Below are 15,246 nucleotides of genomic sequence, written 5' to 3'. Positions count from 1 at the left end.
TTGTTAGGCTGTTGAGATCAACTGAGAACAGTCCTTAATATATTAGAGGTGAGATCACTCATACTTTAATCATATTCTGGGCTGTTTTTCATAACAATTCTAAATTTTTATGCTGATCTGTTATATTTTTTTTAGAAAATTCTGTGTCTTTCCTTGTTCTGTATCTTATTGCACTATAACAATATGAGTTGAGCAAAGCCAAAGGTGCCGATATGAGTTTTTTGAAAAAAAAGAATAATGCCAGTTTTGTGTTCTTCATTATCACACTGTATGCATTCATTGGATTCGGATTAGGCTACATGATCTGGGAATATTTACTGTAAACCGTGACTGTGCTGCCTTATTGAAACTGAATTGAATGAAGAGATGACAGCGGGAATTGCTATTTTCCTCTGTCACAGATCATTGATTTGCTTAGAAATGCCACAGCTTCTGTAATCAAGGCGGAGATCTCTTTCGGTTGTGAAGTTAATGGAGCGTGACTGGCATTGAGCGAAATGACTTTTTTGCATTCAATCGATCAGACATGACGGCTTGATTTTCAGGGTTGCTCAGGTTATCGCCAAAGCTAGTGGCTAAAGAGGCTTTTGAGTCCCCCTTATTGCGACGCCTGCATCTTGGGTTAAATCCTGACAGCAACTTTCGTGAAACTTATCTATTTTTACCAGAGATAAGCATCGCTATCAGCTGCTAAATCTAGTACAGCAACGGGTAAATGTTGTTGGGTGGAGGACGAAACATAATAAATGGGTATTAACCGATATCTTTTTTTGATAGTGACCGATGGATTGGTATCTTTGGTGAAATCTATGGCTTGGAGCGGATTGAACTGATGCCTGTTTAAATGCACCAGTTCTGGCAAACTGAAATCTAAGCAGGGCTTTTACTTCCTCAGTGACCATTGGATCGCGGCATCAAACAGTTTTAAACCCTCTGCTGATAGATTGGTAAAGGTATCATTGTTGAGAAAAAACATCAGCCGTTTTGCTGGGGCAAGTGATTCATAGTCCATGGTTGCACCTTTTTCATAGCCCCAGCTTGCCACTTTTTCAGGTTGCCCATAAATAGTCGCGATAATGGTGGCACCTAATCCCGGTTTCCCCCAACTCATTGGCGCTTGTGCCTTATATACATTATGCGTCCCTGCCGAGAGTTGTGCAGACAAGGGGTGTGGCGCATTGACCAGCCATAAGTAACGCTCTTTTTCAACCTCGCCAAAATCGGTATGGATTCGTTTGCCAGTCATGGCTAGATCATCCAGATAATCATTTTCCCATGTCATTAGTGGAATCGGCAGTTGTCGCCAACCTGATTGCAGATTTTTGGAAGCCACCGTTGAAGAAATAATCACGAGATCGGTGTTTTTTAAATGGTCAGGGGAAATCGATTGATCGAATATTTCAACTTGATAGCCTTGATGCTGTAAGTGTTTTTGAATCGCAACATCTATGGCTGAGGATGCACCATGGATCTGAGAGACCAGTGCAATTCGGGCTTGGGCATAAACAGAAGATGTCCATACGCAGAATGCAATGATCACCGCCATGATAGAAATAAGCTTTTTCATATTAATCCCAAAAGCGCAGTCATGAACTTGCTGCGCCGATATCATGTTTTAGAATTTAAAGGTTGCACGCAATACGGCTTGGCGAGAATCACCTTGAGATACAGCCAGATTATTGACACTGGCGGTGTAATAGGTTTTGTTAAAGAGATTATTTAAATTAAATTGGAAGTTGACTGCTTGTTTGGCAATAGTGGTGTCATAGCTGATAAAGGCATTGGCCAGTGTATACTCAGGCAAATCAAAGGTATTTTCTGAATCACCTGCGCGTTTACCCACATAATTGCCACTGAGACCTAAACGTAAGTTGCCATGATAAAGTTCACCATAATTATAGGCCAGCGCAAGCGACGCGGTATCTCGTGCGACATTACTCAAACGATTGCCTTGTAGACCAATTTCATCTTCAGTGACTTTGGCATCGGTATAGGCATAGGTCAGGGTTGCATCAAGCTGATCGGTCAGACGGCCGGTAAGATCTAGTTCAGCACCTTTAGAACGTACGGCGCCTGTGGTATGCAGTTCGACTTCTTTTGCGGCGTTGGTTATTTTGGCGAGCACATTACGTTTTTTTATATCATAGAGTGCAAAATTGGCTTTGATACGATTATTGAGTTGGTATTTTGCACCGATTTCATAGGATTTTGCTTGTTCAGGACTCACGTTTGCATCAATGACTGCATTGCCACCTAAAGGCGCGATAGAAGACGATGGCTTAAGTGATTCGGTATAACTGCCATAGAAGGAAAGCTGATCATTCCATTGGTAAACTAAACCTGCATGGGGCAGCCAAGCATCATCTTTACTGTTGGTGTTTTCCTTAAACGGTCTGCCACGTCCAGCAGTTTGTTGATAATTGAGGTAACGGCCACCCAGTACTGCAATCCATTGATCATTTAAGTGAATTGCATCTTGAACATAAACGCCGTAGGTATGCAGTTTATCGGTTTGGTCGCTATCGGATGCCACGATATTCCGAGAGGCTTCAACAGCACCAAACTCTGGATTTAAATAATCTAAAGTTGAAGTATCACCACGGACCATATCTGGACGGAAATATTTACGGTATTCGATATCTGAACCAATTTGAAGATCATGCTTTAAGCCAAGTAAATTGACTGAGCCATTGAGATAGGCTTGGGCATTACTGTCGACACTTTCTGCATTTAAGGTCGCATCGGTACGACGTGTCACTGTATGATTGGCTGTATTTAACTTGGTTACACGTAACTGGTTGGCATCATAGGTTTCATAGTTATAGCTATAGCCTAAATGTGCTGACCAAGTATCATTAATTTGATGGTCAATCAGCAATTGTGCCAAATGAGCTTCGCCTTTCATTTGGTTAAAGGCCTCATCTAGGCGTTGATATTTTGAAATCGGCAAGGCTTTCTTGGTGTTAGGATCAAAAATAGTGGAACGATCAAAAGGCACATCAAAGTCACGATACTGATAGCTGAGATTGACTTTGGTTTGGCCATTATCCCAAGCAAAGGATGGGGCGATCAAGGTCTGCTTTAGATTGCCAAAATTACGCCAGTAGTCCGCATCGGAATGATCTGCAATAAAACGGTAGGCAAAGTTACTGTCATTAATTGCACCCGTGCTATCCAGACTGGCACCTAAACCATTTTTACCAGCAGCAAAACTTGACCCATAAACTGAAAGCTCGGTTTTTTGTGTGCGTTCAGGTTTTTTAGTAATAACATTGACCACCCCCCCTGGGTCCATGATGCCATAAAGTAAAGAAGCTGGGCCTTTTAACACTTCAACTTGTTCAACGGCGGCATTCATGGTGCGACCTTGTACAATCGGCATACCATTGACGGTAATTGAACCGTCACGATTTTCACCAAAGCCGCGTTTCATCACGGTATCTTGAGTGCCCCCTAATGTATTGCCTTGGGTAATACCACTCACTTGAGTCAGTGCATTGTCTAAGTTTGCAGGCATATAATCCTTCACATACTGCTTAGACACTACATTGACTGTTTGTGGACTTTCCAGATTTTTTTGATTGCCTCTCAAGGTCGATGCCGATTGTGATCCAATATAACCAGTGCTGGATTCAGCCTGCACGCTAATGGTCTGTAGTTGCGTGGGTTGAACCACCGCCGTTTCTGCCCATGACGCAACTGGAAGGAGAGATAACAGCAAAGGACTGCTATGTTTTAAAATTTCAACAGTAATGAGATTTTTACGTGGGGAGAATGCAGACATAAGCATACCTGAGCGATACAGAACATGAAGTTGAGGCAGGAGAGGCATGGCCATTTAAGCAGACGGCGACATATGCAAGGCCATAGAAAGTGCTTAAGTATATTTAAATAAGAATCATTTACAAGAACTTAAGCCGCAGTAATGCAGTGAAAAAAATTAAACAATTGATAATACGTTCATTATTTTTAAAAAATGATTTTATTTTTACTCAAGAAAAAAAGAGGGGCGTTATTGAAAAGAACATATTTGTAAGCTTATAAAATTTATCATAATTATTTCATTATTTATGCTTTGTCAGAACATGGCAATGAATGTCATTCATAGTTCAATATTTAAATAAATCATTTTATGCATAATAACTTGTTCAGTAGGCTTAAATGATCAGGATGAGTTAGAACATAAGTAACATGAGGCATGGATGTATAACACTCAAAACACAATATTTAGAATGACATAGAGTCTAAAAATGAAAAGATTAGATTTTGCAATAATTGATCCTCATATTCATCAGTGGGATCCTTATCACACCCCTCATTCAGCAGCGTTCCTGATCAAAGTTTTAGGGAAATATCCTGCCGCGATGGATCGAGTCATTCGCTGGGTCAAACCTAAACCCTTGTTGGAAAGTTTAGGAATCACGCAATATGCTTTAAGTCCTTATTTGCCTGAAAATTATCAAGCCGACAGCGTGTCATTCTCAGTGGAAAGTGTGGTGCATGTTGAAGCCAATTGGCATCATCACAAAGGCTTTGGCGTGGTGGAAGAAACCCAGTGGATTCAGCAATTAGACTTTAAAGCGCAAGGCTTAAAACTCGGTGCCATTGTTGCAACAGCTGATCCCCGAGACCGGAAATTCAAAGACATTCTTAACGCACATCAAGAGGCAAGTCCGCTATTTCGTGGTATTCGAAAAATGGCAGCGTGGCATGAGGACACTGGTATTTATCGATGGTGTGATCGGCCACATTTATATCAGCACAAAAAATTTCTCAAAGGCTTTGAGCAACTGGCACGACTGGATTTGTTCTTTGATGCATGGGGCTACTCAACACAATTATCCGAGATAACCGCCTTGGCTCGGCAATTCCCTCAAACAAGGATTGTAGTCGACCATTTGGCCACACCTGCGGGACTATTTGGCACGGTGGGTAAACGTACAGGAAAAACCCCAGCACAACGGATGGCGATTTTTCAGCAATGGCAACAGGATTTGGCACGCCTCGCCGAGCAGAAAAATGTCTATGCCAAAATATCAGGCTTGATGATGCCTGTACTTGGACATCGCTTTTATCAGCAACAGCGAACAGCAACAATCTCTGAAATTGTCAATTTACTAAATCCAATGCTGCAACATGCGATTCAGGTTTTTGGAATCAATCGCATTATGTTTGCTTCTAATTTTCCGATGGATAAACCCAACGTTGCTTTGGTTGACTTAATTCAAGCTTATATCCAAATGTTAAGTCCTTATGGTGAGCAGGCTTTACATGCCATGTTTAGACAAAACGCTGCCAATTTTTATCAACTTAAAATAGAGTCATCACATGAAAAGTTTTAATCAAAAAGTCGCTGCGATTACGGGTGCAGGGTCAGGAATTGGGCAACAGCTGGCAATTTTATTGGCACAGCAGGGTGCTGATTTAGCGCTGAGTGATGTCAATGAAAAAGGCTTGGCAGAAACACAGGCTTTAGTACAGCAATATCCAGTCAAAGTTAGCTTGACTCAGTTGGATGTATCAGATCAGCAGGCCGTTCGTCATTGGGCTGAAGACAGCTTCAAGACGCATGGCAAAATCAACCTGATTTTCAATAACGCAGGTGTAGCCTTAGCCAGCACGGTGGAAGGCATGAGCTATGAAGAACTGGAATGGATTTTCAAGATTAATTTTTGGGGTGTCGTTTATGGCACTAAAGAGTTCTTGCCTTATCTCAAGCAAAGTGGTGAAGGGCATATTATTAACATTTCCAGTCTTTTTGGTTTAACCGCACAGCCAACGCAAAGTGCTTACAATGCGACCAAATTTGCTGTTCGTGGTTTTACCGAATCTTTAAGACAAGAGCTGAAACTTCAAAATGAGGGCCTCAGTGCAACCTGTGTGCATCCAGGCGGTATCCGCACCAATATTGCCAACAGTGCCCGCATGAGTGACAGTATTCGCAGCTTGGGTATGAATCCAGCCAAGGCCAGTCAGGCATTTAATAAAGTCTTAAAAACCCCACCAGAGCAGGCAGCTAAAATCATTCTAGATGCGGTGAAAGCGGATAAAGCGCGGATCTTGATTGGTAATGATGCCAAAGCTCTGGATTTGATTCAGCGTATTAGCCCGACCCATTATTCATATGCCTTGAGTTTTTTTAGCAAGAAAAGTAAAAAAAAGAAAGCTTAAAATGCTTGAACTGCTCTCTCAATCATTGAGGTTGTATTCAATTTTAACAAGGCAACTTCATGGCTTTAAGGTGCATAAAAGAAGGTTGAGCTCAACTTTCTTTTATGCATATTTCGATTAATCTAGACTTTCTACAATACTGATCATTACATCAGCGCAACCTTGACGGGCAAGACGTGCTTTTGAATATTCTTCTGAATGATAACAAGCTTCAGCTGTTTTTAAATCATAAAACTCAATAATAACATGACGTTGATATTCTGTGCCTTCTAAGCAAGTCGAGTTGCCGCCTCTGGCAAGAAACGTTGCGCCATATTTTTCAAAAGCCTGCGGTGCTAAAGCCATATATTGTTTATATTGCTCCAGATCATGAATCGTAACGTGTGCAATCCAGTAAGCTGACATTCTTATATCCTTTTGTTCTCTTTAAGGCTTTAACGGCATTTATAGTTCCATTTGAATCATGAACTTTCCAAAATGTTTTTTGCTACTGAGGCAGCTTCGGCAATATGTTCAGCAACAGCCTGTTTGGCCTTCTCAGCATCTTGATGCAAGTAAATGGCTTCACACATATTTTTTATACGTTGATAACCTGAGACTTCACGTTTGGTTGATTTCATGGTCATGGCTCGCAGACGACTAATACGACCATTTAAACGTTGCACCACTTCCCACGCGATGTAATGTTTCGCTGTGGTAAAAATTGTTTCATAGAGCTTTGCTGAGGTTGCAATAATCAAATTAATATCATCCGCAACGAAAGCTTGTTCAAGTTCTGCCAATAGCTGTTTCAATTGCTGAGTGGTTTGATCGGTCAGGTTTTGGGTGCAATCCGCAACAGCACTTTGTTCGAGTAAAAGACGAATTTCATAGATCTGTGACGCAATTTCCCAATCCAGCAATGAAACAATCGGTCCTTTATTGGGCAAGATTTCAACCAGACCCTCTGCTTCCAGATAGCGAATCACCTCGCGGACCACAGAACGGCTTACGCCCAGTTCTTCACACAATGTCCGTTCAACTAGCCTTTTTCCTGAAGGGAAATAGCCTGTAATAATGGCATTACGTAGTTTATCTAGACAAAGCTCGCGTAAAGTCACAGGCGGGTTTTCAATTTTAAGATTCATAGGAATTAATCTTTCCATATTTCAGTAATGCAGAATTTTGTTACATGTTCCTTGCTAAAAATGAGCATAACAAACTCTTGCTTTTTTTTCATTATGTATTATGGTATACCATAATACGAATAGCAAGATGTATTCTCAAGCAAGGAAGAACAATGAATTTAATCCGTAAAACTGTGCTTCATGTGGAAACGACTTATATAGATGGTGGTAAAGAGGCATCGACACCTTTAAAAATGGTTGCAGCCGCTGCAGTGATTAAAAATCCATGGGCAGGACAGGGCTATGTAGAAAACCTAAACCCTGAAATTCGTCGTATTGCTCCGATTCTAAGTGAACATTTAACCAAACTGATTCTTGATGAAGTTGGTTCTGGCGAAGCTGTACAAGCGTTTGGTAAAAGTGCTGTCGTTGGCTTGGAGGGTGAGCTTGAACATGCTTCTGCGCTGATCCATACCTTACATTTTGGTAATACTTACCGCGGTGCAGTCGGCGCAAAATCTTATTTAGCATTTAACAATACTCGTGGCCCCGCAAATGCACCGATTCTAATTCCAATGATGGACAAAAATGATGAGGGGCGCCGTTCTCATTATTTGACTTTACAGTTTGCAATCCCAGATGCGCCTGCTGCCGATGAGTTGGTGGTGGTGATTGGTGCAGCAACAGGTGGTCGTCCTCATCACCGTATTGGTGACCGTTATCAAGATTTGGAAGAGTTAGGTCATGATCTCAAAAACCCTGCCGCTATCAAATAATCGTATTGCTCATTATTTTGAACAAGGTGAAGGAGAACCTCTGGTTCTGATTCATGGAGTTGGAATGCAAGCAGCAGCATGGTATCCACAAATTGATTTTTTTTCGAAACATTATCGAGTGATCTCGGTGGATATGCCTGGACATGGACAAAGTACAAAACTTGCAGATGGTGCACCTTTAAAAGCATTTGTCGATTGGGCAATTGAATTTATTACAGCATTGAAGCTCGGTGCAGTGAATTTAGCAGGACATTCGATGGGTTCATTGATTACAGCAGGAGTGAGTGCAACACGCCCTGATTTGATTAAGCGAATGGCTGTATTAAATGGTGTATATCGACGTACAACGACTGCCCGAGATGCTGTTGTCCATCGTGCAGAAGAGTTAAAAACGGGTCATATTGATATTGAAACCCCGTTACAGCGTTGGTTTGGCCAAAGTGAAGCAGAGCAAATCGCTGCTGCGAGAGTTAAATCATGGTTGGAAAATGTGGATTTATCAGGTTATACCACGGCTTATTCTGCATTTGCACATGGCGATGAAACCTATGCAGATGCTTGGGCCAAAATTAAATGTCCAGCGCTGGTTTTAACTGGAACAGATGACCCAAATTCGACTGCTGAAATGGCAGTACAAATGGCAAGCCAAGCACTAAATGGCAAGGCCATCGTAATTGAAAATGAACGACATATGGTGAATTTGACCGCCCCAGATAAAGTAAATAATGCAATGCAAGCATGGTTGGAAACCAGCATCTGAGTTGCTTGATAAAGGAATAAGGCAATGAGTGAAATGGATACGATAAATAAAATACGTGAACTACGTGATGCTTTTGGGTCATTTATGACAGGCGTAACAGTGGTGACCACTTGTAAAGCAGATGGAACCCCATTGGGCTTTACAGCAAATTCTTTTGCTTCGGTGTCTTTGGACCCAGCTTTGCTGCTCGTTAGCATTGCCAAGACATCAAGCAATTATCATAACTTTGCAAATGCTTCGCACTTCGCGATCAATATTTTGGCAGAAGAACAAAAGGATATTTCAAATACATTTGCACGTCCGAGTGATGACCGTTTTGCCAATTTGGCATGGAGCAAAAGTGCTTTTCAAAATCCTTTGATTGATCATGTCAGTGCTTGGTTTGATTGCACCACATCTCAAATTGTTGATGCTGGTGATCATGCCATTTTGATTGGTAAAGTGGAAAACTTTGCTTCAGCAGGTTTTGCGGGTTTGGGTTATTACCGTGGTGGTTATTTCACACCAGCGAAACTTTCGGCAGAAGTTATTTCAGGGCCAAAAGTTGTAATTAGTTCCATTATTGGACATGAAAATAAAATTTTATTGGAACAAATGGCCGATCAAAAATGGACGATTCCTCATCTCTTGGTTGATAAGGATGGTGCAGATAAAGCACTTGAAAAAATTTTTGCTACTTATCAACCAGATGCTTCTGCCAGCTTTATCTATTCAGTTTATGAAAATATAGAGAATCAGCAACAATACATCTCATTTTTATGTAATACCCCCATCGCCAATGCAACCAAGGGTCAATTTGTTGATTTGAATGATTTAGATCAGCTTAGTTTTGTAGATAGTGCTTTGCAAAGTATGTTGATGCGCTACCGTAAAGAAAATTATCTCAAAACCTATGGAGTTTATTACGGCAATCAAACCAGCGGTACGGTTCGTCAAATTGTTAAAGAGGAAGTTTAACTATGCGTTTTTCATTATTTGTACACATGGAACGTGTTTCTGATCAACAAACGCAGAAGCAGCTTTATGATGAAATGATTGAACTTTGCCAGATTGCGGATCAGGGAGGCATGCATGCGATCTGGACAGGTGAACATCATGCGATGAATTTTACCATTGCACCGAATCCCTTTATTAATCTGGCTGATATTGCGAATAAAACCAAGAATGTTCGTTTGGGTACAGGAACGGTCGTAGCCCCATTCTGGCATCCGATTAAACTTGCAGGTGAAGCAGCTATGACGGACATTATTAGTAATGGTCGTTTAGATATCGGTATCGCACGTGGGGCTTATTCATTTGAATATGAACGAATGATGCCAGGTATGGATGCATGGGGTGCAGGTCAGCGTATGCGTGAAATGATTCCTGCAGTGAAGAACCTATGGAAAGGCGATTATGAGCATAATGGTGAGTTTTGGCAGTTCCCAAAAACTACCTCTGCACCTCAACCATTGCAACAACCCCATCCACCAATTTGGGTGGCGGCGCGTGATCCGAATAGCCATGAGTTTGCAGTTGAAAATGGGTGTAATGTGCAAGTGACTCCATTGCACTTTGGCGATGATGAAGTCGAAAAATTGATGGGACATTTTAATGCAGCTTGTGAAAAGTTTGCAGATGTACCACGTCCTGAAATTATGTTACTCCGCCATACTTATGTGGCAGAGAGTGAGGCAGATGCACAAGTTGCAGCAGAAGAAATTAATGCCTTCTATAATTATTTTGGTGCATGGTTTAAAAATGAGCGTGAAATTAATCAAGGTCTCATCGCACCCATCAGTAAAGAAGAAATGGCCCAACATCCTTTCTACACCCCAGAAGCAATGCGTCAAAATAACGTGATTGGTGAAGCGCAAGAAGTGATTGACCGTTTAAAAGCCTATGAGGCGATGGGATATAACGAGTATTCATTCTGGATTGATACTGGAATGAGCTTTGAACGTAAAAAAGCTTCGTTACTGCGTATGATCAATGACGTGATGCCTGCATTTGCATAGGAGAGAAGAGCATGACTTCTCAATTCCAGTTATATATTAATGGTCAATTTGAAGACGGTGCTGCCCAGTTTGATAGTATTAATCCAGCAACAGGACAAGTCTGGGCGAAAATGCCGGAAGCACGCCGTGATGAAGTGAACCGTGCTGTGGCAGCCGCCACCCATGCTTTACAGGATAGTGCCTGGGCAGGTTTAACAGCTTCTCAACGAGGTAAACTGCTTTATAAACTGGCAGAGCTGATTGAACAAGCGGCACCACAACTGGCTCAATATGAAACCAGCGATACAGGAAAAATCATTCGCGAAACTTCAAGTCAGATTGCCTATGTCGCTGAGTATTATCGCTATTACGCAGGAATTGCCGACAAGCTTGAAGGCAGTTATTTACCAATTGATAAGCAGGATATGCAGGCTTGGACAATCCGCGAACCTGTCGGTGTGATTGCAGCGATTGTACCGTGGAATAGTCAGTTATTTCTCTCGGCAGTCAAGTTGGGGCCCGCTTTGGCCGCTGGATGTACTGTTGTACTAAAAGCATCAGAAGAGGGTCCAGCACCGTTATTGGCTTTTGCACGCTTAGTACATGAAGCAGGTTTTCCCGCGGGTGTGGTCAACGTCATTACAGGTTTTGGTCCTGAATGTGGGGCGGTGTTAAGCAGTCATCCAGATATTGCACATGTGGCATTTACGGGAGGCCCTGAAACAGCACGGCATATTGTGCGTAATTCAGCTGAGAATCTGGCGAAAGTATCACTCGAGCTTGGTGGCAAATCCCCGTTTATTGTATTCGCTGATGCGGATCTGCAAAGTGCGGTCAATGCTCAAGTTGCGGCAATTTTTGCGGCAACAGGACAGAGTTGTGTTGCTGGATCACGATTATTAGTTGAAGACAGTATAAAAGATGAGTTTTTACAGCGTTTAGTTGAGCGAGTGCAGACCATTAAAATTGGTTTACCTGAAGACATGGCAACCGAATACGGGCCGTTATGCACATTACGTCAACGTGAAAAGATTGAGCAGGTGGTGGCCAGCTCAATTCAGCAAGGTGCGAAATTATTAACCGGCGGAAAATCATTGGCAAGAGAGGGATATTACTATCCTCCAACGATTCTGGATTGTAGTGATGTCCCACAAGCAGATTGCGTCATGACTGAGTTATTTGGTCCTGTTTTATCTGTAGTGAGTTTTAGTACTGAGTCAGAAGCGATTCAAAACGCCAACAATACCCCTTATGGACTGGCAGCAGGAGTGTTTACCAACAACTTAAACCGCGCGCATCGTATGACCAAAGCTATTCGTTCAGGCATTGTCTGGTTGAATACTTATCGTGCTGTTTCTCCATTGGCGCCGTTTGGTGGTCATGGTTTATCGGGTCATGGTCGTGAAGGTGGTTCAGATGCTGTGCTGGATTACACCACCACAAAAACGGTTTGGTTACGTACCTCGGATCAACCGATTGATGATCCTTTTGTAATGCGTTAACGCTGCAAAAGGTCGAGTTCAGGATTTCTATTTCAAGGATGAAAAACATGAAAATGCAGAACGCTGAAATTCCATAAATCTCAGGCTGGGTGAGAAAAGTTAGATTTTGTTGAGCATCTATTATGCATCGACTGTACCTGTTTTATCTTTTTTTCCTAGCTTTCATGCATATCGCCTAACCAAGGGCTACAAACAATAGAAATAAATGTCAGGCCGTCTGGATATGGCACTGGCAAGGCAGGTTGTGAAACCTACGTTTACTCTCACGAATTGATATTGAGGAAATGAGTTCCTCAAAGAGAGATTAAGGATATGAGCCAAAATGAGAAAAATGCTTTCGCGATAGAAAGTCATTCAATTGATTATGTGGATCCTTCGGAACGTCATGGAAAAGTTCGGGATCTATTCACCTTGTGGTTTTGTACCAATATAGCACCTTTGGCTGTGATTACAGGTGCAATGTCCATGTTAACCTTTAAGTTAAGTCTGATCAGTGCGTTGGTCGCCATTTGTTGTGGTCATTTTTTTGGTGCAGCTATTCTGGCACTGACTTCAGCGCAGGGACCACAGGTGGGTATTCCACAAATGATCCAGAGCCGTGCACAGTTTGGACGCTACGGTGCGTTACTGGTTGTATTATTTACCACATTAATTTATCTCGGTTTTTTTATTTCCAATATTATTCTTTCTGGCAAGACACTGCATACCGTTGTGCCAGCGATCCATGTTTCAACTGCGACGGTAATTGGTGCGATTGCTGCAACCACAATCGGTATTGTTGGCTATCACCTGATTCATAAGTTCAACAAGATTGGTACTTGGTTTATGGGTGGTTCATTGTTAATCGGCCTCATGATCATGATTCCGCATATTAATGCAGAGGTCTTGGCAAAAGGATCGTTTAATCTGAAAGGCTGGTTCGCCATGTTTGGCTTATGTGCGGTCTGGCAAATCAGTTTCTCACCTTATACCTCAGATTATTCAAGATATTTGCCTAAAAGTATCGGGATTTATAAACCCTTTATCTATACCTACTTAGGTGCAGCGCTTGGCACCATCTTTGCGATGAGCTTTGGAACAGTGGCAGTCAGTATTGGCTCAACCACTGATGCCATGGAAGCCGTTAAATCTGGAACAGGACTGTTTGGCTATGTGCTGATGATTTTATTCCTGTGTAATATTATCGGACACAATGCCATGAATTTATATGGTGCAGTGCTGTCTTGTATTACTTCGATTCAGACTTTTGCGGGGCAGTGGATGCCGAGTAAAAACGTTCGTATCAGTTTGTCCATTATTGTTTTAATTCTGGCGACCTTTACCGCACTTTGGGCTTCGAGCAACTTTATTAGTTTCTTCCTCAATGTCATTTTTGCCTTGTTATTTATTTTGGTTCCTTGGGTATCGATTAACTTGCTGGATTTCTATGTCGTCAATAAGAAATCTTATGATATTCCTTCTATTTTCGCTCAGGACGGTGGCATCTACGGTAAGTTCAATGCCAAAGCCTTAATCGCCTATTTCTTAGGTATTGTGATTCAGATTCCTTTCCTCACCAATGCTTTCTTTACCGGGCCATTTGCCAATATTGTTCCTGATGTCGATATTTCATGGGTGATTGGTTTGGTGGTGAGCTTCGTGGTGTATTACGCCTTTAATCTCGGAAAGATTAAGTGTAATCGTCCTGCATTTAATGCAAATGCATAAGCGGAACTGGATAAGAAAGGAATCTGGAAGATGAAAAAAATTGATTTGCAGTTCGCCCTAACCACGGTTTTGCTGGGCATGATCTCATCAAGTTATGCTGGGATTAGTTTTGGAGATGCGACAGCCGATGCGGGCAAGTTGACAATATCGGGCTATGTCCGTGCCAATTATCAAGATAAGGATTTTGGTGAAGCAGCATCTGAACATAAAATACGTTTTGATGCAGCACAGTTAAAACTGGACTATGAACGTGGGCAGTTATTTGGACATGCTGAATATCGTTGCTATCAGTACGATACCTTATGTGATTTTTCGAGTTTGATTGATGCTTATGTTGGCTATCATCTGAATCAGACTGATCAAGTGGTGGTGGGTATGCAATCCATTCCTTTTGGGCCTGCACGGTTCTGGGGAAATAGCTTATATGGCAGTATCAATACCACAGCAGGTTTAGAAGATGTGCATAACCTTGGTTTAAATTATCACTTTGAATTACCGAGCGCGACTCAATTTGATGTAGGTTATTTTGCTACAGATGCAGGTCATTACGAAGGAAGTACGCGAGACTCTGGACGCTATACGGCCAATTATGTGAGCTCAAATGACAGTAGTAAAAGCGATCTACAGGAAAAAAATATGTGGGTGGGGCGTATAACGCAAGATATCTCTTTAGGGTTAACTGGCTTAAGCACCCAAGTTGGCGGCTCTTACTGGACTTCGGAAATTGAAAATAAAACCATTTCTAAAACAGGAAGACGTAACGCCTGGGCATTATTTAGCAAATTTAATTATGGCAATCTGGGACTCACATTAACGGGTGGGAAAAATGATGTCACGAATAAAGACTCATTTGACTCTGCAGCTTCATTAATGGGTTCATACGACAGCGAATATTATGTTGCCAACAAAGCAACGTATTATACGGCTGATATTGGCTATGCCTTTAAAGATGTCAAACAGATTGGCAATATTACGCCTTATTTCATGCATAGCCGTTACAACAAAGATCAGGCTGGTGCACAAGATTCAACCCGTAATATTCTGGGTGTCGCAATCGACCATAAACAGCTTTCTTTGGTTGCTGAATATATCATGAGTAAAAATGATCCCTTTATTGGTGGTACTCAAGGCTCACTGGCGCGGGGGGATGATGGGAAGTGGAACAAATTATTAAACCTGACATTGTTCTATTATTTTTAGGATGAGTCATCAAATTCGGGCGACCGAAAATTTTTTTCAAGATTTATT

At 41.8% G+C, this 15,246-nt stretch carries 14 protein-coding genes and 1 pseudogene; 10 read left to right on the top strand and 5 right to left on the bottom strand.

The genetic code is table 11. The features are described from left to right. Positions 1-212 precede the first annotated feature (212 nt). Positions 213-323, top strand: a complete 111-nt coding sequence (locus F895_RS20020; RefSeq protein ID WP_096911414.1) for a hypothetical protein — start codon at positions 213-215, stop codon at positions 321-323. A gap of 59 nt (positions 324-382) precedes the next feature. Here the strand turns inward: F895_RS20020 and F895_RS20210 are convergent. The 3 genes and pseudogenes from F895_RS20210 to F895_RS16130 form a co-directional block, all read right to left on the bottom strand. After that, positions 383-727, bottom strand: a pseudogene (locus tag F895_RS20210) (alpha/beta hydrolase); the annotation flags it as partial. Positions 728-883: 156 nt separating this feature from the next. Next, the gene (locus F895_RS16125) at positions 884-1,567 is read right to left on the bottom strand and encodes a hypothetical protein (protein ID WP_005238925.1); all 684 of its coding nucleotides are present in this window, start codon (positions 1,565-1,567) and stop codon (positions 884-886) included. Between the two features lie 48 nt (positions 1,568-1,615). Continuing rightward, the gene (locus F895_RS16130) at positions 1,616-3,784 is read right to left on the bottom strand and encodes a TonB-dependent siderophore receptor (RefSeq protein ID WP_005238924.1); all 2,169 of its coding nucleotides are present in this window, start codon (positions 3,782-3,784) and stop codon (positions 1,616-1,618) included. A 466-nt stretch (positions 3,785-4,250) separates the two neighbouring features. Between F895_RS16130 and F895_RS16135 the strand changes: the two genes are divergently transcribed. Next, positions 4,251-5,342, top strand: coding sequence for an amidohydrolase family protein (locus F895_RS16135; RefSeq protein WP_005238923.1), 1,092 nt, complete (start codon positions 4,251-4,253; stop codon positions 5,340-5,342). Then, positions 5,329-6,171, top strand: a complete 843-nt coding sequence (locus tag F895_RS16140) for an SDR family NAD(P)-dependent oxidoreductase (RefSeq protein ID WP_005238922.1) — start codon at positions 5,329-5,331, stop codon at positions 6,169-6,171. The genes F895_RS16135 and F895_RS16140 overlap by 14 nt, the downstream gene beginning before the upstream one ends. A 117-nt stretch (positions 6,172-6,288) precedes the next feature. On the opposite strand, the gene F895_RS16145 is transcribed toward F895_RS16140, so the two are convergent. Both F895_RS16145 and F895_RS16150 read right to left on the bottom strand, forming a co-directional pair. Then, entirely contained in the window at positions 6,289-6,576 is a 288-nt protein-coding gene (locus tag F895_RS16145) for a DUF1330 domain-containing protein (RefSeq protein WP_005238919.1), read from the bottom strand. 56 nt (positions 6,577-6,632) lie between these two features. Beyond that, positions 6,633-7,298 carry a GntR family transcriptional regulator gene (locus F895_RS16150; protein ID WP_010589964.1) on the bottom strand — a complete coding sequence of 222 codons (666 nt, stop codon included), beginning with the start codon at positions 7,296-7,298 and terminating at the stop codon, positions 6,633-6,635. 152 nt (positions 7,299-7,450) lie between these two features. Between F895_RS16150 and F895_RS16155 the strand changes: the two genes are divergently transcribed. The 7 genes from F895_RS16155 (at position 7,451) to F895_RS16185 (ending at position 15,198) form a co-directional block, all read left to right on the top strand. After that, on the top strand, positions 7,451-8,053 hold the full coding sequence (locus tag F895_RS16155; protein ID WP_005238915.1) for an amino acid synthesis family protein: 603 nt from the start codon (positions 7,451-7,453) through the stop codon (positions 8,051-8,053). Beyond that, a complete protein-coding gene (locus F895_RS16160; protein WP_005238913.1) occupies positions 8,022-8,813 on the top strand; it encodes an alpha/beta fold hydrolase in 792 nt (263 codons plus the stop codon). Before F895_RS16155 ends, F895_RS16160 begins: the two co-directional genes overlap by 32 nt. Positions 8,814-8,837: 24 nt before the next feature. Continuing rightward, the gene (gene tgnA / locus F895_RS16165; protein ID WP_005238912.1) at positions 8,838-9,770 is read left to right on the top strand and encodes a flavin-dependent trigonelline monooxygenase reductase component; all 933 of its coding nucleotides are present in this window, start codon (positions 8,838-8,840) and stop codon (positions 9,768-9,770) included. Between the two features lie 2 nt (positions 9,771-9,772). Beyond that, positions 9,773-10,810: a flavin-dependent trigonelline monooxygenase oxygenase component gene (tgnB, locus tag F895_RS16170; protein WP_005238911.1), complete on the top strand. Its 1,038-nt coding sequence runs from the start codon at positions 9,773-9,775 to the stop codon at positions 10,808-10,810. Positions 10,811-10,821: 11 nt separating this feature from the next. Next, positions 10,822-12,291, top strand: a complete 1,470-nt coding sequence (gene tgnC, locus F895_RS16175) for a (Z)-2-((N-methylformamido)methylene)-5-hydroxybutyrolactone dehydrogenase (protein WP_005238910.1) — start codon at positions 10,822-10,824, stop codon at positions 12,289-12,291. Between the two features lie 312 nt (positions 12,292-12,603). Then, a complete protein-coding gene (locus F895_RS16180) occupies positions 12,604-13,998 on the top strand; it encodes a purine-cytosine permease family protein (RefSeq protein ID WP_005238909.1) in 1,395 nt (464 codons plus the stop codon). Between the two features lie 30 nt (positions 13,999-14,028). After that, entirely contained in the window at positions 14,029-15,198 is a 1,170-nt protein-coding gene (locus tag F895_RS16185; protein ID WP_005238908.1) for a hypothetical protein, read from the top strand. Positions 15,199-15,246 lie beyond the last annotated feature (48 nt).

Origin of the sequence: Acinetobacter sp. CIP 64.2, from assembly GCF_000369645.1 — a bacterium.
GTDB lineage: Bacteria > Pseudomonadota > Gammaproteobacteria > Pseudomonadales > Moraxellaceae > Acinetobacter.
The sequence above is the reverse complement of the archived record's forward strand: the minus strand, read 5'-3'. Positions and strand labels throughout refer to the sequence as shown.